Here is a 21909-nt window from a genome sequence, read left to right as displayed (position 1 = left end):
GGCGCCTCATCTCGTCCGAAACACTCGCTCTCACCGAGTGGGGCGGGGTGGGGGCGGGATGGGGTGGGGGGTGCGGTGAGGCGGCGGGGGCGGGATGGGGTGAGGCGGGGGCGGGGCGGGGGGGTGCGGTGAAGCGGGGGCGGGGGCGGGATGGGGTGGGGTGGGGGGTGCGGTGAGGCGGCGGCGGGGTGCGGTGGGCTACTCGGCGTCGAGGGCGGCGAAGGTCTCGCGGGCGGCGGCGAGGGCGGAGTTGGCGGCGGGAACGCCCGCGTAGATGGCGGTGTGCAGCAGGGCCTCGGCGATTTCGGCGCGGGTGAGCCCGTTCGTGAGGGCGGCACGCACGTGCATCCGGAGCTCGGACTCGTGACCGCCGGTGACGAGACAGGCGAGGGTGAGAAAGCTGCGGGTGCGGCGGTCGAGGCCGGGGCGGGTCCAGATCTCGCCCCAGGCGTAGCGGGTGATGAAGTTCTGAAAGTCGGCCGTCTCTGGCGTGATCTTCGCGTTGGCGGCGTCGACGTGCGTGTCGCCGAGCACCTCGCGCCGCACGATCATTCCGGCGTCGTAGATCTCGGCACCCGTCGCAAGGGGCGAGGTGCCAGCGGGCGAGGTGGCGGGCGTAGTTGCGAAAGCGCCGGGCAAGACCACGCCCGTGCCGGCTGCCACTGTGCCACCTGCGACGCCACCCGCGACGCCACCGGCGACCACCGCATCGACGAGGCCGAGCACCGCCGCCGCCACCTCGGCCGGCCGCTCGAGCGCGGGCAGGTGCCCCGCATCGGCGACGAGTACGTAGGCCGCACCGAGTTCGGCGGCGAGGTCTTGCACGCCCTCGGGCGGCGTTGCGACGTCGAACTCGCCCCCGACGCACAGCGCCGGCACCGAGATGTCGGCCACCCGATCGCGCAGGTCGAACACCCCGAGCGCATCGCAGCACAGCGCGTACGACTCGTCATCGATGTCGAGCAGTTCGTTCAGAGCGCGTGTTCCGTGCGCCGGGTCGCGCTGCAGAAACCCGGGCGCGAACCAGCGTTCGGCACTGATTCCCACGAGTGAGGCCGTACCGCTCGCGCGGGTTTGAGCCGCACGAGTGATCCATCCGTCGGTCACGCCGAACTTGGCGCCCGAGCAGATGACGCTCACACTGCGCAGGCGACCAGCGTGGTCAGCCGCCAGCTGCAGCCCGATACCACCGCCCATCGAAACGCCGGCATAGTGGAACGACCCACCGCCGACCGCATCGACCAAGGCCAGCACCGCCTCCGCCAGCTCGGCGAACGAAAACGGCTCTGTGGCCGCCGGGCTGTCGCCGTGACCCGGCAGGTCGTACCTCAGCACCCGATAGTTCTGCGAGAGCTCGGCCAGCGCCGGGGACCACAGCGACGTGGTCGTTCCCAGAGACGGGCCGAGCACGAGCAGCTCGGCATTCGGCGCACCACTGGCGACCGGATGCACGGAACAACGCAGAACGGGAACGGTCATGACTGGGTCTCCTTGGCGGGTGAGGTCGCTGTGACGGGTGAGGTCGCTGTGACGGGTGAGGTCGCTGTGACCTCCGTGAAACGCGCGAGCACTCGATCGATGGCCGGCGAGGTCTGGTCGACGAACGAGTCGGCGTCAAAGGCACTACGCACGGCGACACGCACCGAATCGTCGGGCGCGAAACCCTCGGCGGCGAGCTGCTGGTCGAGCACAGCGCTCAGGGGCGCCGAAGCCGATACCGCCGCCGACGCCTGTCGAACCAGTTCGAACGCGCGCGCACGCCCGATGCGCTCGGCGAGCAGGGCCGACACACGCTCGGAGTAGAGCAGCCCGTGTGTCAGGTCGAGGTTCGCGCGCATGCGCCGGGCGTCGACGTGCAGGCCGTCGATCAGAGCATCCGCGGCGGCGACGCTCGACAGGGCATGCCGCTGCAGCTCGCGCAGGGTCTGCCATTCCGCATGCCAGCCGCCGATGGCGCGCTGGTCTTCGACGAGCAGACTGCCATAGAGCGTCGAGAGCAGTCCCGGGGTCTGCCGAGCGGCCGCCACGATCAGCACCGATCCGACCGGATTGCGCTTGTGCGGCATGGCCGACGAACCGCCCTGCCCCTCGGCCAGTCCTTCGCCGAGCTCGCCGATCTCGGTGCGCGACAACTCGGCCACCGCGGCGCCGATCGATCCGGCCACGCCCGTCGCCGCTGCCAGTACCGAGCCCACTTCGACGATCGGCAACCGGTCGGAGTGCCAGCTGATGCGCGGCGCGGCCAGCCCGAGCTCGCGCGCGTAGGTCGACACGACGGTGTCGACCGAGGGATGCCCGGGCAGGCGCTCGGCGGCGACCTGACTCAGAACAGACAGGGTTCCGACGGCACCGGCGAGCGAGGCCGGAAGCCCGGAACGGGCATCCGCGACCCGCTCGATGAGCGTCGAGACGGCGTCGAGCCAGCCGGCGACGACAAAACCGAAGCTGGTGGGTGAGGCGTGCTGGCCGAGCGTTCTGCCGGCCTGCGGCGTGCGCCGATGCGTGTCAGCGAGAGCGGCGAGACCGCCGCCGAGACCGACGAGGTGTTCGCGAACGGCCTCGAGAGTTCTCGCGGAGACGAGCATCGCGGCGGTATCGATGATGTCTTGGCTGGTCGCGCCGACGTGCACATACTCGCCCGCACCGGCGTGCAGCCCTTCGGCCCGCGCCTGCAACAGCTTCACCAGCGGGATGACCGGGTTTCCGCCCGAGCGCCCGGCCGCGGCGAGCGCCGGCAGGTCGAGCCACGATGTGTCGTTCAGCGCGGCCGCGACCCCGAGCATCCACTCGGGGGCCAGGTCGGCCGCGACAAGCGCCCGGCTCAGAGCGACCTCGGCCGCAACCAGGGCCCGCAGCCAGGCCTCGTCACCGGTGATCTCGTCGGCGGCGCCGTTGACCCCGAGTGGATCGAGCAGGTCAGTCGAAGTCAAGAAACACCGTTTCGCTCTCTCCTTGCAGGTGAATGTCGAACCGGTACGAATCGGCCCCGTCGGCGACCGCGATGAGTGTCGCGCGGCGGCCGGGGTCGACCGACTTCAGCAGCGGATCCGCCTCGACGAGCGCGTCGAACGCGGCCTGATCGCTCAGCGCCTCCTCGTCGATGAAGTAGACGCGAGTGAACAGGTGGTACAGCAGCCCGCGCGCGAAGACCGTGACCAGCGCGTACGCGGGGGCGCCCGAGTCGGCACCGGCGACCGCGCCCGGCTTGACGGTGGTGAAGGTGTAGTCGCCGGCCCGCGTGGTCGGGGTGCGGCCGAAGCCGGTGAAGGTGTAACCGTCTCGTTCGCGGCTGCCGAGTTCGTCGCTGATGCGCCCGGACTCATCGGGCTGCCACAGCTCGATCAGGGCATCCGGAACCCCGACGCCGGCGCCGTCGAACACTCGCCCGTGCACTCTGATGGCGACCGGATTCACGCGGTTCACAATGTCGCCGCCACCGTCGTAGGGCAGGGCGTAACCGAAGAACGGGCCGACGGTCTGCGAGGGCGTCTGCACGAACTCCGCGGGGGCCGGCTCTGCCACCGTCTCTGGCACCGCCGTGCTGTCCGCAGTCTGCTCACTCATGGTCATCATCCTGCTCCATCCACGTCTGTTTCGGGCCGGTGAGCACGATGTTCCAGCGATATCCGATGGCCCATTCGGGCACGCTCACGTCGTGGTCGTACTGCGACACCATGCGCTGCTGGGCCGCGGGGTCGACCACGGACTGGTAGATCGGGTCGAGCGCGAACAGCGGATCGCCCGGAAAGTACATCTGCGTCACCAGCCGCTGCGTGAACGCGGTACCGAACAGCGAGAAGTGGATGTGCGCCGGTCGCCAGGCGTTCGTGTGGTTCTTCCACGGGTACGCGCCCGGCTTGATGGTGACCAGCCGGTAGCTGCCGTCGTCGCCCGTGATCACGCGGCCGACGCCGGTGAAGTTCGGATCGAGCGGCGCGGGGTGCTGGTCGCGCTTGTGCACGTAACGACCCGACGCGTTGGCCTGCCAGATCTCGAGCAGCTGGTTGCGCACCGGGCGTCCCTCGCCGTCGAGCACCTTGCCCGTCACGATGATGCGTTCACCGAGCGGTTCGCCGGAATGCTGAACGGTCAGGTCGGCCTCGTAGTCGTCGACGTCGGTGTGCCCGAAAGCCGGCGATGTGCGCTCGATCTCTTCGGGATCGACTTTCACCAGAGCGTGCGTCGGATGCCGCAGCGTTGAGCTGCGGTACGGCGGGTAGTCGCGCCGGGCCTGCAGTTCGGGCGGCGTACCTGCGGCGGTTGCGGCCTTCGCCTGCGCGCTGATCGCGGCGATCTCGGCCGAGATGGTGGATTGGCTCGCGAGGTGCGGTGGATCCGGAGTTTCGTTTGGCATCGGTCCCCTTTGACGGTTGGTAGCGTCAGAGTGTCAGGCGCATCGCTGACGAACAAGGAAACAATCCCACTGAGCGGGAATCCTGCTGAGCGGGAGCACACTGAGCGGGATTCACCCGTCGCGCAACTGCTCCGAGATCTCTGCAGCCACCTTCTTCAGCAACGGAATCATGCGGCTCGGATTCGAGCGCGTCAGGTGCGTGACAACACCCACGGCGGCCAGGGGAAGCTGCGGGCCCGTCGTGATCGGAACGGCTAACGAGACATTGCCGAGGGTCATCTCCTGGCTCGTTCGGCTGTAGCCGTCACGCACGATCGCCTCCAGCTCGGCGCGCAGTGCGCTTTGCGACGTGATCGAGTACATCGTCGGCGCTTCGAGCTGCCGGGCGAAGAACGCCATCAGGAACTCCTCGTTCTGCAACGCGAGCAGCGCTTTTCCGACGCCGGTGGTGTGCAGCGGATGCCGGCCACCCATGCGGCTCACCGTCGGCACCGCATTCGGGCCCACCACACGAGCGACGTAGAGCGCGTCGAATCCGTCGAGCACCGCGAGATGCACATTCTCTCCCGTTGCCTCGTAGAGCCGGTTCAGGTACGGCAGCGCTCGTTCGCGCAAGTTCAGGCTGACCGGCGCGAGCTCGCCGATCTCCCAGAGCGCGGTCGAGATCGTGTACCGGTCGTCGGCCCGGGTCAGCAGCCCCACATCGAGCAACTGCATCAGCAGTCGTTGGGTCGTCGAACGGGGCAGGCCCGCCAGGGCGCAGATCTCAGTGAGGGTGAGGCTCGGCCGCGTGGAACTGAACACACGCAGCACACTCGCGGCGCGCACGAGCAGGCCGTCGGTCACGGCGCTGCCTCCCTGCTGCTCACGCCTCCACGGTAACGCAGGTCTGGCAGGGTGGGGGTATGCAGACGGCGACCGAGTGGTTCTTTCTCCTCGAGGCCGGGGTCGTCGCGGGCATCATCGGCACCGCCGGGGGTATCACGTCGCTGGTCGCGTATCCGGCGCTGTTGGCGGTGGGCATCCCGCCGCTCGCGGCGAACGTCACCAATTCGGTCGCGTTGCTCGGCAGCGGATTCAGCTCGGCGTTGCGAGCCGGGCCCGACATCGTGGGGCACTCCGGCACGCTACGAACGTGGCTGCCGCCCACCGTGCTGTTCTCGCTCGGTGGCGCGGTTCTGCTGGTCGTCACTCCGAGCAGCGTTTTCGACAGCGTCGTGCCGTTTCTCGTCGCGGCCGGATCGGTCATTCTGCTGCTGCAACCAGCCATCGCGCGCTGGCAGGCGAGGCGCGGTGCACCCGCGAGTCGCGCGGCGATCGGCGCCGCCGGCGCCGGAGTGGCGGTGTACAACGGGTACTTCGGTGCCGGGTCGGGCATTCTGATGATCGCGCTGCTGCTGCTCAGCAAAGAACCGGTGCTGCACCGGGCGAACGCGCTGAAGAACGTCATTCTCGTCGCCTCCGACATTCTGCCGGCCATCCTCTTCGCCGTCGTCGGAACGGTCGTGTGGCCCGCGGTCTGGCCGCTCGGCATCGGCGCGGTGATCGGCGGATTGATCGGGCCGTCGGTCGCACGGCGAGTGCCGGCCGCCGTTCTGCGCGTGCTCATCGCGGCGTGCGGTCTCGCTCTGGCAGTGTGGTTGTTCGTCGAGCACTGACACGGGATTACGCTGGATCGGTGATCACTCTCGGCACCTTGACCGGCGTTCCCGCTTCGACACGCACCGACCTTCTCGCGGCACCGACCCTGGCCGTTCTGACCGACCTCGGCCTGCTCGACGACGTCGCGGTGGTCGAGATCGATCCCGCAATCTCCGACACCGCCGCGACTCGCGAGGCGTTCGACCTCGAGCAGAACTGGCTCGCGAACTGCGTCATCGTCGGCGGGCGGCGCGAAGGTCTCGAAAAGATCGCGGCGTGCGTCATTCTGGCGAGCACCCGCGCCGACGTGAACGGCTCCCTCAAGCGACTGCTGGATGTTCGCAAGGCATCGTTTCTGCCCATGGAGCAAGCCGTCGAACTGACGAGCATGGAGTACGGCGGCATCACCCCCATCGGCCTGCCCGCCGCCTGGCCGGTCTACGTCGACAGCCGCGTCGGCGACGAACCTGCGGTCATCATCGGCTCGGGAATGCGGCGCTCGAAGATTCTGCTGCCCGGTCGTCTGCTCGAGCGCCTACCCGGCGTGCAGTTCGTCGAGGGTCTGGCGAATCCGATTCCGGTCGATTAGGGCTTCGCGGCCCCGTCCCGGTTGGTAGCCGCCGTACCCGCCGTACCCGCCGTAGCTGCCGTAGCCGCCGGTTCGGTCGGCACCGCGCGCAGTCGGTGATCGATCACCGTCAGTAACGCGGCGATCAGAACGCCGATCAGCAGGATGACCGCGGAATTGCGTGCGGAATCACCGAACCCGATCGTATCGACGTCGAGGAACGGATACGGGTACCACCCCGTCACCGCTCCGTGCACGAACGTGTAAACCAGCCAGAGCACCGGCCAGACGAAGGCCCACGCCGTCGCCGTCCAGGGAATGCGCGGACGCGGCCCGAACAGCAGCCAGCCGATCAAGGTCGCCCACGGCGAGATGTAATGGAAGCCGATCGTCGCCACCAGCGCCCACCCGGTGAGATGCACCAGCGGCGCGAGGATGGTCTCGTAGACCAGTCCGGTGATGATGATGCCGAGCAGAGCATCCACTCGCAGCACCCGCCACACCCGACCGTTACGCGCAGGGTTCAGCGCCAGCACAATCGACGTGCCGAGCACGAACAGGTTGCTCTGAATCGTGAAGAAGCTGAACAGCCGCACGAGTCGCGTCGCCAGGCTTTCGCCCGTTCCGTTCGACCCGGAGTTCGCGTCTTGGCCACCCGTGAAGATCAGAATGAGCTGCACCACCAGCGAGAACGCGACGACCACGGCGATCGCGCCGAACCAGATGCGGCCGGCCTGGGTTCGCCCGGTCTGGGTTCGCTCATTGCCGCTTGCTACTGCCCCGTTGCCCCCGGTAGTCATGCACCTAACGCTAGCGGAGAAGAATTCTCTGCGGGGCTGACGCGCGAGCGATAGGGTGCAACCATCACCTAGAGGAGGCGCTCTCGTGGCCGAAGGAACCAAAGACGATCCCTGGCAGCTCACCACGGCTCCCGGCTCGTCGAACTACGTCATGTATATCGCCGGCGACGAACTGGTCTGCCAGGTCGGCTCGACGCAGCTGAAGTACCAGGCCCGTGCGATCGACGACCTGCACGCCTGGCTCGTCGAGCAAGCCGAGTGGGTGCCGCTAGGCGCCGCGGATGAACAGAAACCCGCCGCCGAAGGCACCGTCGAGGCGTGGGGACGGTCGGAAGCCAACCCCGTCGGCGGCTGGTACGGCCTGCGCAAGGGATACCGAGGTCGTTTCGGCATGTACCTGCCGCCCTTGCTCGAGCACCTGGGTCGCGCCGAACTCACACACACCCCGCGCAACAACTCGGTGCGCGCGCTGTAGCTCAACAGGTGGCGTCGGGCGTCGGGGCGCGGCGTGCGGCGGCCGGAGGCGGCGCGGCGTCCGGCATGCGGCGGCGGCGCGGCGTCCGGCATGCGGCGGCGGCGTCCGGCGTCCGGCGTGCGGCGGCTATTCGGCGTCGGTGAATCTGGGGCGCATGGGTGTGCTGTCGCGTCTTCGTGGGTTGAATACCGTCGGCGGGTCAGGGTTGTTGAGGCGGTCTGATGTTTGTCGGCACCGTTGTGGTCGTTGTTGATGGTCGACCCATTTCGGTGGGATCAGATGTGGCACCCCGTCGACCATGACGAGTTTCCAGTCGGCGGTGTGGAGGTGGTTGTGGTGGAACTTGCACAGCAACGCCCCGTTACACACATCCGTCACACCGGGTGCGTAGGTGTCGTCTTTCCAGTCCACGACATGGTGGCTCTCGCAGAACTGCGGTGGTCGGTTACAGCCCTTCCACACGCACCCGCCGTCACGGTTCGCCAACGCCCGGTTCTGCGCTGCACTGAAAAACCGCTTCGCCTTCCCCAGGTGCAGCACTTCCCCGTGCACACCGAACACGGTCGTGACGATGTCGGCGTGGCAGAGGGTCTGCGCGACCACGGACGCGGGCACGGGTTCGTCGATGCCATCGATCCAGCCCACCCCACGCCCACTGACAACATCCTCGAGGGTCGCGTGAATGTTCAGCACCGGCCGGGCACCATTGATCAGCGGCATCCCCGACAACCCCGCCGCGAGCCGGATGACCTCGGTGAACACGTCCACCCGCCGCTGCGGCAGCGTACGCGTATCGACCGCTACCGCCTCAGCGGCAGCATCGGTGGCCGTGGCGGTGGCGGTGGCGGTGGCGAGGGCGAGGGCGAGGGTGCCGGCTCCAGCATCGGCTCCAGCGTCGGCTCCGGCATCGGCGTCGGCGTTGGCGCTGGGTGTGCCGGGGTCGAAGGAGACGTGGCCGGCAACTCGGGGGCTGGAGATCGCGTGATCAACAGCCATCCATACCCCGCCCTGTTCCGGCGTCAGCACCCCGTTCACACGGACACAGCCTGAGCGGGTGTTCGAGAACGTCAGACCGCGTTTCGCTTCCAAGTCCTTGTATCGGGGTTCGGCACCGTCCGCGTCGAGCGACTCTCTGGCCCGGACTGCGAGGCCGCGAATATCATCCGCACCGAACCCCACCCCACCGATACCGTCGATAGCCCACTGCACGAGTTGCCGTTCGACCGCACGGATCTCCTCGGTGCCGCAGTTCGGGGCAGCCTCCCCCAGCGGGCGAACGATCGCTTCTGCGGTATCGATACCGATCAGACCCGACCGTAGAGCGTCTTCGACCTCCGGGAACCTCGACGGGACCGGCATCCCGACCACAACCGACGGCAGCACCTGCCCACCGAGCTTCGTTCGCGCCCGAGCCGTCGACCGTGACACCGAGGTGCTGGCCACGATCAGTTCGACGGCGTTCGCGAACCCCTGTTTGCGTGCGAGTGACTCCTCCCCCAGCTCGTGTCTGCTCCGGTCGGCGATATCCCCAGCCACCTGCGTACGCAACCCGTCCACCAGCCTGCCTAGCCGCTCCACCGCAACCAGACCGGCCAATAATTCTTCGTCGGCAAGCCCGCAGGGCGCGGCAGCCCGGAACACCCCACACTCACCACACGCCGCGACTGCCTCCGCTAACAGCACACCCAACGACACCCGAACATGCTCGTCAGCAGCACGGTCGGTGCTGCCGGCCGGGCTGCTGGTGGGCGGAGGGGGTGTTGCGGGCATAGACCGATCATACCACAATCCCGAGGTATTCTCACTAACAAAGTGGCTCCGAACCACGGGAATTCGCACCCCGAAAACACCCACCCCGAAGCATCCCGGGCTGCCGCGCCCTGCCGGGCTTGCCACCAAGCGACCTACCGCACCACCATAAATATCAGCACCTACCGACACGGAGACCCGACAAGTCACCTCCCCGAGGCGGTTGGTAGCCGATATTTTCGCCAATCAACGATCTGTTGGTCGAGACACGGCAAACTAGCGCGATATTTCAGATCTCCTCACAGCGGCAGCAACAGCTCCAGTACGCGCGCGGGCCCATCGTGCATCACGTTGTGGCGGGTCGCCCAGCGGTAGAAGTCCCAGACCGGATCCGCCTGCACCCGAGCGATCGACGACGCGAACGGAGACTCGCCAGGCCACTCGGCCGCGGCGTAGACCTTCGTCGGCACCGCGGCCCAGGAACCCGACAGCGAGACCTGCTGCACCAGCGAGGCGAGCGGATGCGGCCGCGCACGCTCATCGAAGAACGGCAGCGGGTCGACGGCGAGACCGGTACGCCCCGAGCCCTCGATGTACCACGCGCGCTGTTCATCGTTCGTCATGCTGTAGCAGCTGTCACCGTCTTCGGGCACAAACGCATCAAGGTAGACCAGCGCGCGCACCGCCCCGGGCATCCTGTCGGCGACCGCCGTGATCACGGTTCCGGCATAGCTGTGGCCGACGAGAACCACGCCCTCTGCCGCATCGGCCGCGGCACGCTCGACGACACGACCTACCTGGTCGATATGAGTCGTGAGGTTCACTGCACTGGAATCGCCACCCGCATCGGACCCACCCGCACCCGCCGTGACCTCGAGCCCTGCAAGCGTGACGGCCTCGGCCTCATGACCACGTGCGCGAAGCTCTGCGACGAGATCGTCGTACCACCAGCCGCCGTGGCAGGCTCCCGGAACCAGAACGTAAGTCGACATGACTTCAGTGTGCACCCGGCGTCATTCCGGCACCACACCTCGGCTCGAGCCGACGCAGCTCAACTCAACTCAACTCAGCTCAGCTCAGCTCAGCGCCGCGCCGCGCCGCAAGCCTCTCGTCGAGCCAGTCGAACATCCGCTCGGCCGTGAGCGTGCGGGCGAGCGGCTGACAGTGCCCGCTCGCGCCCTCGGCCGCGGTGAAGTGGATGATCGTCGACACGCCAGGCGTCAGCGCTGCGAGTTGCTCCGACTGTCCCGGCCAGAACTGCTCGCCCTCGGGGTCGGTGATGAGCAGCGGGGTTGTGATCTGCGCGGCGAGGTCGGCGACGTTATACGCTCGCACGGCGTCGAGCGTCTCGGCGTACCCGGTCGTGGCGTAGGGCCGGGTCCGAAAGTTCCAGGTGCGAGCCGATTCGGGCGAGAACTTCAGGCCGAAAGCCATTTCTCTGTCGAACTTCTCGTTCTGCTTCTCGTCGAGCAGTTTGGTGAGACTCTTGGGTAGGTGCCCCATCCACGAGGAGGAGACGTCGACCACGCCGGGGTCGGCGATCGCCGCGGCGAAGCGGTGCTCGAACGCGATCGCGCGCGGAACCCAGTATCCCCCCTGGCTGATTCCGTAGACGGCGATGCGGCTCGGATCGACGCCCGCCTGAGCCGCCACGAAATCGAACACCGGCGTGAGCACGTTCTCCCAGTCGGGGCGAAACGGAATGCCGCGGTCGAAGAGCTGCGACTGCTGCCCCGGGCCGTCGAACATGAGTACGTTGTAGCCGCGCTTCAGTGCAGCCGACACAGTGGATGCCCAGAGTGAAGCCAGCGAGCCGTCGCTGCCGTTGACGGCGACCAGCGTCGGCGCGGCAGCGGCCGAAGCAGGCGCGGCGGCAGCCTCGGCGGAGCCAGCAGGCGCAGCAGCACCGGCAGCCGCCCCAGCCCCAGCAACGGCAGCAACACCAGCCCCAGCCCCCGACCGAAAGAAGTACCCCGGCAGCGTCGCCGACTCGTACGGAATCTCGACCCGCTCGACCTCGACCGAAGCGTTGTCGACGAACGAGTTCCACGCCGCCCGCTGGCTGGCGAACGTCGGACCGAGCGCGGTCGTGTCGTCGAGGGCGCTGATGGCGTCGACGGCCACGCCGAAGTAGGCGGATGCCCGCAGATACGCCTGGGCAGCGCTCACCCGATGCCCCGCAGCATCCGCCGCCCGTGCCGTGGCGAGCGTTCGCGTCGCGAGACCGTTCCAGGCCCCGAACCAGCCCTTGTGGTCGCCTTTCTTGATGCCTGCGGTCGCCGCCAGCACCTCGCCGGGCTCCGATGCACCCTCGACGGCATGCCCCAGGGCGGTGCGAATCTCGAAGTCGTAGTCGGGATTTGCAGAGAAGCTGTTCGTGACGGCGTTCATGCATCAACTCTGGCAGCGCGACAGCGACCTGTCACCTACGCGGCGCCAACACAGACTCCACTGCCCGCCCGCGCGCGTCACACCCTGACCGCGGCGCGCACCACCGTCACGCCCGTGACCGCCGGCAGCTCGCCGGCGACCGGATGCACGGCCCCCGTCAGCACGAACGACGCCCGAGTCTGCTCGTCGACACACGACCCGCCGACCCACAGGTCGACCTGCCCCGGCTCCACGACCTTCTCGAAATTCCGGTCGGTGAAGGCGAGCAGAGCCGCGGGCACCTCGAATCGCACAACGGCCTCCTCGCCCGGCGCCAGCTGCACCCGCTGATAGCCGAGCAGCTGTGCGACCGGGCGCGTGATGCTGCCGAGTACATCGTGCCCGTAAAGCTGAACGAGATCGGTTGCAGCCCGGTTGCCGGTATTGCGCACGCGCACGGTCGCTGAGATGGTGCCGTCGGTCGGCACCTCGGGGTCGACGAACAGCTCGGTGCGCTCGAAGGTCGTATAGCTGAGCCCGAAGCCGAAGGGTCGCGCCGGAGTACTGTCCGCGCTGGTCACCTCGCTCGGGCCCCCGAGAATCGGGTGCAGGTAGCTGAACGGTTCGGCGCCTGCCGACCGGGGCAGCGAGACCGGCAGGTGACCCGAGGGCACCACGTCACCCGCCAGAACGGCAGCGATAGCCGTGGCACCCTCTTCGCCGGGAAAGAACGACTGCACGACAGCAGCCGGAGCATGAGGCCCGTCGAGAGCCCAGCCGATGGCGTAGGGGCGACCGGAGAGCACGACCATCACCACGGGGGTACCCGACGCGACGACGGCCTCGACCAGCTGCCGCTGGATGCCCGGCAGCTCGAGCGATTCGACGTCGTTGCCTTCGCCGACCGTTCCTCGCCCGAACAGCCCCGCGCGGTCGCCGACGACGACGATCGCGACGTCGCTCGCCCGCGCGGCGTCGACCGCGGCGGCGATGCCGCTTGCGTCGAAACCTTCGACCGAGCATCCGTCGGCGCTGGTGATGACCGCACCGGGATACCGGGCGCCGAACGCCTCGAGAATCGTGGGAATCTCGAAACCGAACGGCGTTCCCGGGTGGTGGGCGAGAACATGGTTGGCGAAGGAGTAACAGCCCATGAGCGCTTCGGCGCTGTCGGCGTTCGGGCCGATCAGGGCGATGCGTGCGGGTTCGCCGAGCGGCAACAGGCCGTCGTTCGAGAGCAGCACGACCGACTCTTCGGCGAGCTCGCGCGCGATGGCGCGATGTTCGGCGTCGTCGAGATCGATGTGCGTGGGCGGCTCGTCGAAGCGGGCGTCGAGCAGCCCGAGCTCCTCTTTCTGCGCCAGCACCCGAAGCACCGCACGATCGACGAGAGCCTCGGGCACCAGCCCCTCACGCACGCGTTCGGCGAGAGGTTCGAGATAGGTATCGCCGCTGGGTAGCTCGACATCGATGCCCGCCTCGAGGGCGAGCTGGGCCGCGTGTCCTCGATCGGAAGCGACAGCGTGCATGCTCTGCAGAAAGGCCACCGCGAAGTAGTCGGAGACGACGACGCCGTCGAAACCCCAGCGCTCGCGCAAGATGCCGGTGAGAACTTCGGGCGCTGCGGCCAAGGGAACACCGTCGATCTCCGAATACGAATTCATCACCGACCGCACGCCGCCGAGCCGAACCGCCATCTCGAACGGCGGCAGAAAGACGTCTTCGAACTCGCGCCGACCGATGTGCACCGGCGCGTGGTTTCGCCCCGCCTGCGAGGCGGAGTAACCGACGAAGTGCTTGAGCGTGGCGTGCACACCCTCGCCCTGCAGGCCCTGCACATAAGCCGTGCCGATGGTGCCGACGACGTACGGGTCTTCGGCGATGCACTCGTCGACCCGCCCCCAGCGCGGGTCGCGAATCACGTCGAGCACCGGCGCGAGACCCTGATGCACGCCGAGCTGCCGCATCGATCGGCCGATCGCGGCACCCATTCGCTCTACCAGCTCGGGGTCGAATGCGGCGCCCCAGGCGAGCGGAGTCGGAAAGGTCGCCGCCTTCCACGCAGCGAGGCCGGTGAGGCACTCTTCGTGAACGAGGGCGGGGATGCCCAGGCGGGTCTCTGTCTGCAGGCGCCGCTGCTCGTTCCACAGCCAGTTCGCGCGCTCGACCGGGTCGACGGGCCGGGTTCCGTAGACCCGGGTGAGGTGGCCGATGCCGTTCGCCGTGGCATCCTCGTACCGGGTCGAGACCACCCTCTCACCGGCCATCGGGGCGACGACCTCATCACCCTGGTCGACCCAGAACCCCACGAGCTGAGCGAGTTTTTCGTCGAGGGTCATGTCGGCGACCAGTGCGCGCACGCGGTCAGAGACACCGGATGCCTCGACGGCACTTTCGGTCTGTTCGATGCTCACGCGCTCAGCCCTTGACCGCGCCGGTGAGCCCGCCGACGATGCGGCGTTCGAACAGACTGAAGAAGATGAGGGCGGGAATCATCGACAACGAGGTGAAGGCAAGAACCTTCGCCGTGTCGACCGCGTATTGAGAGGCGAAGGCCTGCGTGCCGAGCGGCAGCGTGTAGGCGGCCTCGTTGTTCAAGATGAACAGCGGCAGCATGTAGGCGTTCCAGCTGCCGATGAACGCGAGGATGCCCACGGTGATCACCCCCGGCAAAGAAAGCCGAAGCACCATTCGCCAGAAGAAGCCGAGGCGGCCGAGGCCGTCGATCGCGGCAGCCTCTTGCAATTCGTTCGGAATGGCCGAGAGAAACGGCACCAGAATGATGATGGTCATGGGCAGCGCGAAGGCGATCTGCGGAACGATGACGCCGCCGAGCGAATTCATCAGGCCGAGCGTGCGCACCAAGATGTAGAGCGGGGTGATGGCAACCGTAAGAGGGAACATCAGCCCGGCGGTGAAGAGTGCGTAAACAGCGCCGCGCCCGCGGAACGCGTAGCGCGAGAGCGCGAAAGCGGCCATCAGGCCGAGCGCCACGACGAACCCGGTGGTGGCCACCGCGGCGATGCCGGAGTTGCCGACCTGCGTCCAGAACGAGGGGCTCGAGAGCACGTCGGTGTAGTTAGACCAGTGCCACGTTCCCGGCAGTCCTGACGGGTCGACCGTGATCTCGGAGTTCGATCGGAACCCCCCGAGAATGATGTAGGCCACCGGGGCCAGCATCAGCCCCACCACGATCAGAGCGACGAAGTAGATGGTGACCGGTGCACGCCGGCCACGATTTCTGGAGTCTTTGGGTTTCGGCGCTGCTACAGGCGCCCCGGCGCCCGCCCGGCGCCCGCCGGTCTCGATCGATGCGGCGATAGCCATCAGATGTTGCCTCCAGTGATCGCGCCGGCGGTGTCGCGGCGCAGCACGAAGCGCTGATAGACCAGCGCGACGATGAGCGAGATGAGAAAGATGACCACGGCGACGGCGCTGCCGTACCCGTAGCTGCCGGCGTTGCGTCCGTTAGCCACCATGTAGGTGGCCATGGTCGAGGTGCCCGCGGTGGAGGCGACGTACTGCCCCCAGATGATCCAGACGAGATCGAACAGCTGCAGCGACCCGATGATCGACAAGAAGGCCCAGATGCGCACGGTCGGCCCCATCAGCGGAAGAACGATGTGCCGCTGGATCTGCCAGTAGCTCGCGCCGTCGATCGTTGCAGCCTCGGTGATCTCTTCGGGGATTCCCTGCAGCCCGGCGAGAAACAGAATCACCGCGAATCCCACGTATTTCCACGTGATGATCACCAGCAGCGTCCAGATCGCGATGCTCGGGTTCGAGAGCCAGTCGGTGGCGAGCGCACCGAGCCCGACCTTGTCGAGCAGGTCGTTCACGGCGCCGTTGGACTGGAGCATGAGGCTCCAGCCGAGCCCCACGACGACCTCGGAGATGACATACGGCACGAAGATCAGCACCCGGATGAGCGACTGGAACCGCAGCTTTCGGTTCAGCAGCAACGCGACGCCGATGGCAATGGGGCCCTGAACGACGAGAGACATCACCACGATGAAGGCGTTGTGCGAGAGCGCCTGGTGAAAATCGGGGTCGGTCAGAATCGTCACATAGTTGCGCAATCCGATGAAATCGGTCGCCGGCCCATAACCCGACCAGCTGAAGAATCCGTAATACGCGGCGAGAGCGACCGGCAGCAGCACGAACGCGATGAACACGATCAGCGCCGGGCCGAGCAGCAGCGCGAGTTCGCCGCGCGCGGGCCACTTCGACCGGGTGCGCCGCCGCGGCCCGGCAGGGGCGGGCGCGGTAGCGCTCACCCCTGCCGGGCCGGAGTTCCCCGGTGCAATCGCGGTGGTCTGCGTGTCTTCGCGGAGAAATGCCATCTGCGGGGCTCCTACGACTTCGCGGCCGCGGCGTTCACGGCATCCACGATGCCCTGCGCATCGCCCTTGCCGGCGAACATGTCGACGACGGCGACGTTGAGCGCGTTACCGACGCTCTGGCCGTAGAGCGTGTCGAGCCAGACCGAGACGTAGGGCGCCTTGTTGTAGGCGGCCAGCACGTCTTTCAGCGCGGGGTCGGTGACGACACTCTGTGCGTCTTGCGAGGCGGGAAGGGTCTGGAACGCCGTGGCATAGGCCTCCTGGTTCGACTTCTCGACCATGAAGTTCAAGAAGTCGACACATTCTTTGGGCGCATTCACCCAGCACGAGAATCCGTCGACGCCGCCCATCATGGCACCGGATTCACCCGCACCACCCGGAACATCGGGGAAGGGGAACCACTTGAGATCGGAGAGCGGTTTCGTGTCGGGCGTGAGAGAAGCGATGACACCCGGATCCCACGCGCCCATCAGCTCCATGCTCGCTTGGTGGTTGGCAAGCAGACCGGCCGACGATCCGGCGCCCTGCTGGGCCGCGGTGGTCAGGAAGCCGTCGTTGAAGGGGTTGGTGTTGATGAATGCCTGCAGGTTCTTGCCCGCGGTCAGCCAGCACGGGTCGTCGAACTTGCGACTCTCTGCGGCGGCGTTGAGCACGTCTTGCGAGCAGGCGCGCAAGGCGAAGTTGTAGTACCAGTGCGCTGCGGGCCAGGCGTCTTTAGCGCCGACCGCAATGGGGTCGATTCCGGCGGCGGTGAGCTGGGCATCCGCCTTTTCGAGGCCGTCGATGGTGGTCGGTGGGGTGGTGATGCCGGCCTTCGTGAAGAGGTCGGACGAGTAGAAGATGCCAGAAGGCAGTACCGCGACCGGCATCCCGTAGTTCTTGCCGTCGATGGCGAAGGCAGAGAGCGAGTTGCCGACCGCCGACTTGGAGGCGTCGCTGATGCCGCTGGTGATGTCCATGGCCTGACCCGCCTTCACCACGTCGGCGAGCTTGCCACCGCCGCGTGCCATGAAGATGTCGGGGGCGTCGCCGGAGTTCAGCGCGGTCTGCAGCTTGCCGTCCATCTCTTCGTTCTGAACGGCCTGAATCTCGATCTTGACGTTCGGGTGCAGCTTCTCGAACGCGGCGGCGGTGTCTTCCCAGTACTGCTTTCCGGCCCCCGTGGTGGAGTTGTGCCAGAACGTCAGAGTGACATCGCCGCCGCTTGCGCTCGGTGAGCCCGACGACGAGCATCCGCTCAGCGCAAGCAGGCCGAGGAGCACCGCCGCGGAACCCGCGACGACCTTTGTGAATCTCATGTGATGTGCAACCAATCTCTTCGTTGAGTCGCACCCGTCGGTGTACGGATGCTGGGCGTGGTTAATGTTGCAAGCGATAACAAACTTCGTCAAACGTTTTCGAAACCCTTTTCGAAAACCTTTTCGTACAGGTAGTGTCGGCCTCACCATGGTGCGAGCAACGATTCACGACGTCGCTGCGGCGGCCGGCGTCTCTGTCGCGACCGTCTCTAAGGCGGTCAACGGGCGGTACGGCGTCGCGCCCGATACGGCGGTGCGTGTACTCGAAGTCGTCGCTGATCTCGGCTACGAATCTAGCCTCATTGCCAGCAGCATGCGGTCACGCAGAACGGGAGTCATCGGGGTGCTGGTCGCTGACTTCGAGCCGTTCAGCGCCGAGATTCTCAAGGGCGTCGCGGTGGGGCTGCGCGAATCGCGCTACGACCTGCTCGCCTATAGCGGATCGCGGCAGGGCGACGGCGAAGGCTGGGAGAGGCGTTCGCTGAGTCGTCTGAGCGGCACGCTGATCGACGGCGCCATCATGGTGACCCCCACCGTGGTCAACGTCACGGCCGACGTGCCGATCGTGGCCGTCGACCCCCACACCGGGCGCGCCGATCTTCCGACTGTCGAGGCCGACAGCCGCGGCGGCGCACACGAGGCCACGGCGTATCTCATCGGGCTCGGGCATCGCCGCATCGGATTCGTCGCCGGGCGACCCGACCTCAAGTCGTCGAGATTGCGCGATGCCGGCTATCGCGATGCGCTCTCGGCCGCCGGCATCCCTTTTGACCCGACACTGGTGCGTGTGGGCTTCTACGACGCGGCGACCGCGCGGGATGCCGCGAGTGAACTCCTGGCGCAGCGTAACCGCCCCACCGCGGTGTTCGCGGCGAACGACCTCTCGGCCATCTCGATCATCGAGGTGGCAAGGCACCTCGGGCTCGATGTGCCGGGCGATCTCTCGGTGGTCGGCTTCGACGACGTGCCAGAAGCCTCGCGACTCGCCGTGCCGCTCACCACCGTTCGTCAGCCCATGCAGAGCATCGGCCAGACGGCGGCCAAAATGCTCACCGCGCTGATGGCCGGGGAGCCGCTCTCGGCGACCCACGTGCTGCTGCCGACCAAACTCGTTCGTCGCGCCACCACCGCACCGCCGCGGGTGGGGCACCGCTAAACCGAAAGGAGCCCGTGTGGGCCGCTATCTCAATCCGATTCTGCCCGGCTGCCATCCCGACCCGAGCGTATGCCGGGTCGGCGCTGAGTTCTACCTCGTGACCTCGACCTTCGAGTACCTACCAGGGCTGCCGATTCACGTTTCGACGAATCTCGTCGACTGGGCGCCGCTCGGGCACGCCATCGAGCGGCCGGGCCAACTCGACCTCGCTGGGCTGCCCGGTTCGTGCGGACTGTTCGCCCCGACCATCCGCCATGACGGCGAGCGCTTCTTCGTCGTGTGCACCGTGGTCGGCCCCGACGACGGTTCGTGGGGCGGTCGCACCGGCCACTTCGTGGTCACGGCGGTCGAAGCGGCCGGGCCGTGGTCTGACCCGGTGTGGATCGACGGCGTCGGCGGATTCGACCCCTCGCTCACCTTCGACGACGGCCGGGTCTGGCTGACCGGAACCCAGCCGGCGCCGAACCCGCAGTGGCCGGGGCAGACCGACGTCTGGCTGGTCGAGCTCGACGCCGACTCTCTGCAGCCCGTGTCGACGCCCATCGTGCTCTGGCAGGGCGCGCTCGTCGGGGCGGTCTGGGCCGAGGGTCCGCACCTGGTTCCGCGGCCGGGCGGCGGGTGGATGCTCGTGGCAGCCGAGGGCGGAACGGCCCGCGATCACGCGGTCTGCGTCGCCTACGCCGACCAGATCACCGGCCCCTACAGAGGTGACCCGGCCAACCCGCGCCTCACCCACCGCGACCTCGGTGAGCAAGCCCCCATCGCCTCGGTCGGCCACGCCGATCTTGTCGACGACACGAGCGGCCGAACGTGGGCGACCGTGCTCGCAACGCGGCCCGTGGATGGTCGCGACGGGCTCCTCGGCCGCCAGACCTACCTCGTGCCGGTCGACTGGCAAGACCGGCGCCCCGTGTTCGCCACCGGTGACGGGCGCGTGCACTTCGTCAACGACGGGCCGGGGCTACCCGACCAGGCGCCGCGGCAGACGGTGTTCGACGACGACTTCGGGGGCGCCGGGGATGGCGCCGGGCTCGATGGTGCGTGGAACGGGGTCGGGCGGCATCCGTCGTCGTTCGCGCGTCGTGACGCCCGCCCCGGGCACGTGCGGCTGAGCGCCGGCGCAGAACCGGGTTCGCTCACCGCTCAGTCGTTTCTGGGCAGGCGCTTGCCGGCCGAGAATGTCGACATCACCGCCGTCGTCGAGGTTCCGGCGGACAGCAGCGGCGTTCGCGGGGGCCTGCTGCTGAGAACGAGCGAACAAGCGTTTCTCGAGGTGAGCGTCGACGATTCAGGCGCTGTGCTCAGCCGCTCGGCTCGCGCCGGCGAGGTCACCGCACTAGCCGAAGCGCCCGGCTTGGCGGGCCGTCGCGTCGAGCTCGGCATCGAGGTTCGCGGCCTGTCGGCGCACATCACCATAGACGGGGCGACGCTCGCCGAAGCCGACCTCAGCGCGTTGGTGCCAGACCCCGCCCGTGGATTCGTGGGCGTGTGGGTAGGTCCGTTCGCGGTGGGAACCGGCGGCGGCTACCTCGATGTCGACCGCGTCACTCTGACCGTGCATCCGGAGCCGCGGCCCGCTTGAAGGCGCCGCGACGGGTCGAGCTGTGGCACGAGGTGGCGTCGACCTGCGGCTCAGGCCGCCGGCGGCTCCCACAGCTCGATGGGCAGGCCCTCGGGGTCGTGGATGCGCGCGAAACTGCCGTACTCGGTGGCGCTCCATTCGGGGCGGCGTTCGACAGCGATGCCCGAGGCGGCCAAGGCGGTGGCCAGGGCATCCAGTTCGGTCACGCGCAGGTTCAGCATGAACGGTTGGTCGGCCGCGAAGTAGTCGGTGTCGGCCGGGAACGGGGCGAACACAGTGGGCCCGGCTTCTTGCTGCCAGACGTCGGTCTGGCCGGCCTCGATGCCGAGATGCTCGCGGTACCAGGCCGCACGCGCCTCGGGGTCGCGGCTGCGAAAGAACAGCCCGCCGATTGCTGTCACTGTCATGGTCGACCTCCCGGTTCGAACAATTATGCAGCCGGATGCGCGGCGTCGTCGCCTGGCGAGAGGCTGACCCGATCATCCACCGCCCGGCGGTCACCGGTGAGCCACCGCGGCCAGGCCGCCGCCGGGTCGGTGCCGATCAGTAGTTCTCGCACGAACAGCGTGAGCGGAACACCGAGAATCGCCCCGAGCGGGCCGATGACGAACGACCAGAAGATCACGCTCACGAAGGTCAGGGTGAGCGAGAGATTCACGGCGTCGCTCACGAACTTGGGCTGAATGAGTTCTTGCATGATGACGTTGATGATGCAGTACCCGGCGACCACGATGAGGGCGGCGACCCAGCCCCCGAAAAGCAGAGCGAAAACGGCGGCGGGAATCAGGCCGAGAACGAAGCCGATGTTGGGGATGAAATTGGTGACGAAGGCCAGAATGGTCCAGATGAGCGCGCCGGGAACCCCGAGAGCAATCAGCAGGATTCCGTCGAGCACGGCCACGACGAGGCCGAAGATGGCATTCACGACGAAGTAACGGCGCACGTTGCTGGTGTAGCCCGTCATCGACGCGATGACCGCCGACTTTCGCCTCGCGAAGGTGTCGGGAATGCGCGAATACTGCGCCGCGTCGGCAGCCATGAAGATGACGTAGACCAGGATGAAGAAGAACGCCGTCGCAACGCCGAGAACGGCCCCACCGATCGATTTTGCGAAGCCCAGGATCGTATCGGGGTTGAGCGATCCGCCCGCCGCGGTGAGGTCGGAGGAGTCGATTCCCAGGCCCTGCAGTGAAGTGCTGACGGTACTCAGCAACGTCGAGAGCTGGCCCGTGCTCGACCGCAGCAGCGAGACGAATTGCGCCGCGGCCAGCAGCAGAAGGGCGATCATCACCGCGAGAATCAGAAAAGCGGCGGCGATCACCACCGTTGTGGCGAGCCACGACGGTGCTCCCCGGCGTTCGAGCGGTTTGCGAAGCGGATGCACGATGATCACCAGCACGGCCGCAAGCACGAACGGGCCGACGACCTCCCGGCCGAGCGAGAGCCCCGCGATCAGCAGGACCGCGCCGCCGAGCGTCAGCAGCACCCGGGTTGCGGGCGCGAGACCGTTGCCGGCTGGGGGCGGATCGCTGTCGGCGTCGGCTTGGCTCATTCCCCTAAGGTAGCCGCTGGC

At 67.6% G+C, this 21909-nt stretch carries 20 protein-coding genes; 5 read left to right on the top strand and 15 right to left on the bottom strand.

The genetic code is table 11. From position 1 onward, the window contains the following. Window positions 1-198: 198 nt before the first annotated feature. The 5 genes from pcaDC to LQ955_RS16850 all read right to left on the bottom strand — a co-directional run bounded on the left by pcaDC (window position 199) and on the right by LQ955_RS16850 (window position 5200). Window positions 199-1479 carry a bifunctional 3-oxoadipate enol-lactonase/4-carboxymuconolactone decarboxylase PcaDC gene (gene pcaDC / locus LQ955_RS20125; RefSeq protein WP_313788361.1) on the bottom strand — a complete coding sequence of 427 codons (1281 nt, stop codon included), beginning with the start codon at window positions 1477-1479 and terminating at the stop codon, window positions 199-201. Then, window positions 1476-2930: a lyase family protein gene (locus LQ955_RS16865; RefSeq protein ID WP_231025638.1), complete on the bottom strand. Its 1455-nt coding sequence runs from the start codon at window positions 2928-2930 to the stop codon at window positions 1476-1478. Before LQ955_RS16865 ends, pcaDC begins: the two co-directional genes overlap by 4 nt. Next, on the bottom strand, window positions 2917-3564 hold the full coding sequence (gene pcaG, locus LQ955_RS16860) for a protocatechuate 3,4-dioxygenase subunit alpha (protein ID WP_231025637.1): 648 nt from the start codon (window positions 3562-3564) through the stop codon (window positions 2917-2919). The genes LQ955_RS16865 and pcaG overlap by 14 nt, the downstream gene beginning before the upstream one ends. Further along, window positions 3557-4354, bottom strand: coding sequence for a protocatechuate 3,4-dioxygenase subunit beta (pcaH, locus tag LQ955_RS16855; RefSeq protein ID WP_231025636.1), 798 nt, complete (start codon window positions 4352-4354; stop codon window positions 3557-3559). The genes pcaG and pcaH overlap by 8 nt, the downstream gene beginning before the upstream one ends. Window positions 4355-4465: 111 nt before the next feature. After that, complete coding sequence (locus tag LQ955_RS16850) at window positions 4466-5200, bottom strand: IclR family transcriptional regulator (RefSeq protein WP_231025635.1); 735 nt, start codon at window positions 5198-5200, stop codon at window positions 4466-4468. A 59-nt stretch (window positions 5201-5259) separates the two neighbouring features. Here LQ955_RS16850 and LQ955_RS16845 point away from each other — a divergent pair, with 59 nt between their 5' ends. Both LQ955_RS16845 and LQ955_RS16840 read left to right on the top strand, forming a co-directional pair. Then, window positions 5260-6012, top strand: a complete 753-nt coding sequence (locus tag LQ955_RS16845; RefSeq protein ID WP_231025634.1) for a sulfite exporter TauE/SafE family protein — start codon at window positions 5260-5262, stop codon at window positions 6010-6012. A 20-nt stretch (window positions 6013-6032) separates the two neighbouring features. After that, window positions 6033-6584: a YbaK/EbsC family protein gene (locus tag LQ955_RS16840; protein WP_231025633.1), complete on the top strand. Its 552-nt coding sequence runs from the start codon at window positions 6033-6035 to the stop codon at window positions 6582-6584. On the opposite strand, the gene LQ955_RS16835 is transcribed toward LQ955_RS16840, so the two are convergent. Further along, window positions 6581-7363, bottom strand: coding sequence for a Pr6Pr family membrane protein (locus LQ955_RS16835; RefSeq protein ID WP_231025632.1), 783 nt, complete (start codon window positions 7361-7363; stop codon window positions 6581-6583). The two genes, LQ955_RS16840 and LQ955_RS16835, sit on opposite strands and share 4 nt — an antisense overlap. Window positions 7364-7448: 85 nt before the next feature. Here LQ955_RS16835 and LQ955_RS16830 point away from each other — a divergent pair, with 85 nt between their 5' ends. Continuing rightward, complete coding sequence (locus LQ955_RS16830) at window positions 7449-7838, top strand: DUF6855 family protein (RefSeq protein ID WP_231025631.1); 390 nt, start codon at window positions 7449-7451, stop codon at window positions 7836-7838. Window positions 7839-7964: 126 nt separating this feature from the next. Here LQ955_RS16830 and LQ955_RS16825 read toward each other — a convergent pair whose 3' ends face one another. The 7 genes from LQ955_RS16825 to LQ955_RS16795 all read right to left on the bottom strand — a co-directional run bounded on the left by LQ955_RS16825 (window position 7965) and on the right by LQ955_RS16795 (window position 17598). Further along, window positions 7965-9608, bottom strand: coding sequence for an HNH endonuclease signature motif containing protein (locus LQ955_RS16825; protein WP_231025630.1), 1644 nt, complete (start codon window positions 9606-9608; stop codon window positions 7965-7967). Window positions 9609-9886: 278 nt separating this feature from the next. Next, window positions 9887-10579 (bottom strand): alpha/beta fold hydrolase, encoded by a 693-nt coding sequence (locus LQ955_RS16820; RefSeq protein ID WP_231025629.1) that lies wholly within the window; start codon window positions 10577-10579, stop codon window positions 9887-9889. 79 nt (window positions 10580-10658) lie between these two features. Further along, the gene (locus LQ955_RS16815; RefSeq protein WP_231025628.1) at window positions 10659-11978 is read right to left on the bottom strand and encodes an alpha/beta hydrolase family protein; all 1320 of its coding nucleotides are present in this window, start codon (window positions 11976-11978) and stop codon (window positions 10659-10661) included. Window positions 11979-12055: 77 nt separating this feature from the next. After that, window positions 12056-14371, bottom strand: a complete 2316-nt coding sequence (locus LQ955_RS16810; protein WP_449342976.1) for a beta-xylosidase/alpha-l-arabinosidase — start codon at window positions 14369-14371, stop codon at window positions 12056-12058. A gap of 4 nt (window positions 14372-14375) precedes the next feature. Then, window positions 14376-15284, bottom strand: coding sequence for a carbohydrate ABC transporter permease (locus LQ955_RS16805; protein WP_231025627.1), 909 nt, complete (start codon window positions 15282-15284; stop codon window positions 14376-14378). Next, entirely contained in the window at window positions 15284-16300 is a 1017-nt protein-coding gene (locus LQ955_RS16800) for a carbohydrate ABC transporter permease (RefSeq protein WP_231025626.1), read from the bottom strand. The genes LQ955_RS16805 and LQ955_RS16800 overlap by 1 nt, the downstream gene beginning before the upstream one ends. Before the next feature lie 11 nt (window positions 16301-16311). Then, complete coding sequence (locus LQ955_RS16795) at window positions 16312-17598, bottom strand: extracellular solute-binding protein (protein WP_231025625.1); 1287 nt, start codon at window positions 17596-17598, stop codon at window positions 16312-16314. A gap of 148 nt (window positions 17599-17746) precedes the next feature. Between LQ955_RS16795 and LQ955_RS16790 the strand changes: the two genes are divergently transcribed. After that, complete coding sequence (locus LQ955_RS16790; RefSeq protein ID WP_231025624.1) at window positions 17747-18754, top strand: LacI family DNA-binding transcriptional regulator; 1008 nt, start codon at window positions 17747-17749, stop codon at window positions 18752-18754. Between the two features lie 16 nt (window positions 18755-18770). Further along, the gene (locus LQ955_RS16785) at window positions 18771-20336 is read left to right on the top strand and encodes a glycoside hydrolase family 43 protein (protein WP_231025623.1); all 1566 of its coding nucleotides are present in this window, start codon (window positions 18771-18773) and stop codon (window positions 20334-20336) included. A 50-nt stretch (window positions 20337-20386) separates the two neighbouring features. On the opposite strand, the gene LQ955_RS16780 is transcribed toward LQ955_RS16785, so the two are convergent. Continuing rightward, a complete protein-coding gene (locus LQ955_RS16780; protein ID WP_231025622.1) occupies window positions 20387-20743 on the bottom strand; it encodes a VOC family protein in 357 nt (118 codons plus the stop codon). Window positions 20744-20766: 23 nt separating this feature from the next. Further along, window positions 20767-21888, bottom strand: a complete 1122-nt coding sequence (locus LQ955_RS16775; RefSeq protein WP_231025621.1) for an AI-2E family transporter — start codon at window positions 21886-21888, stop codon at window positions 20767-20769. Between the last annotated feature and the right edge of the window lie 21 nt (window positions 21889-21909).

The organism is Subtercola endophyticus (assembly GCF_021044565.1).
In the GTDB taxonomy this organism is placed as follows: Bacteria; Actinomycetota; Actinomycetes; order Actinomycetales; family Microbacteriaceae; genus Subtercola; species Subtercola endophyticus.
This window is presented reverse-complemented; position numbering and strand designations above follow the sequence as displayed.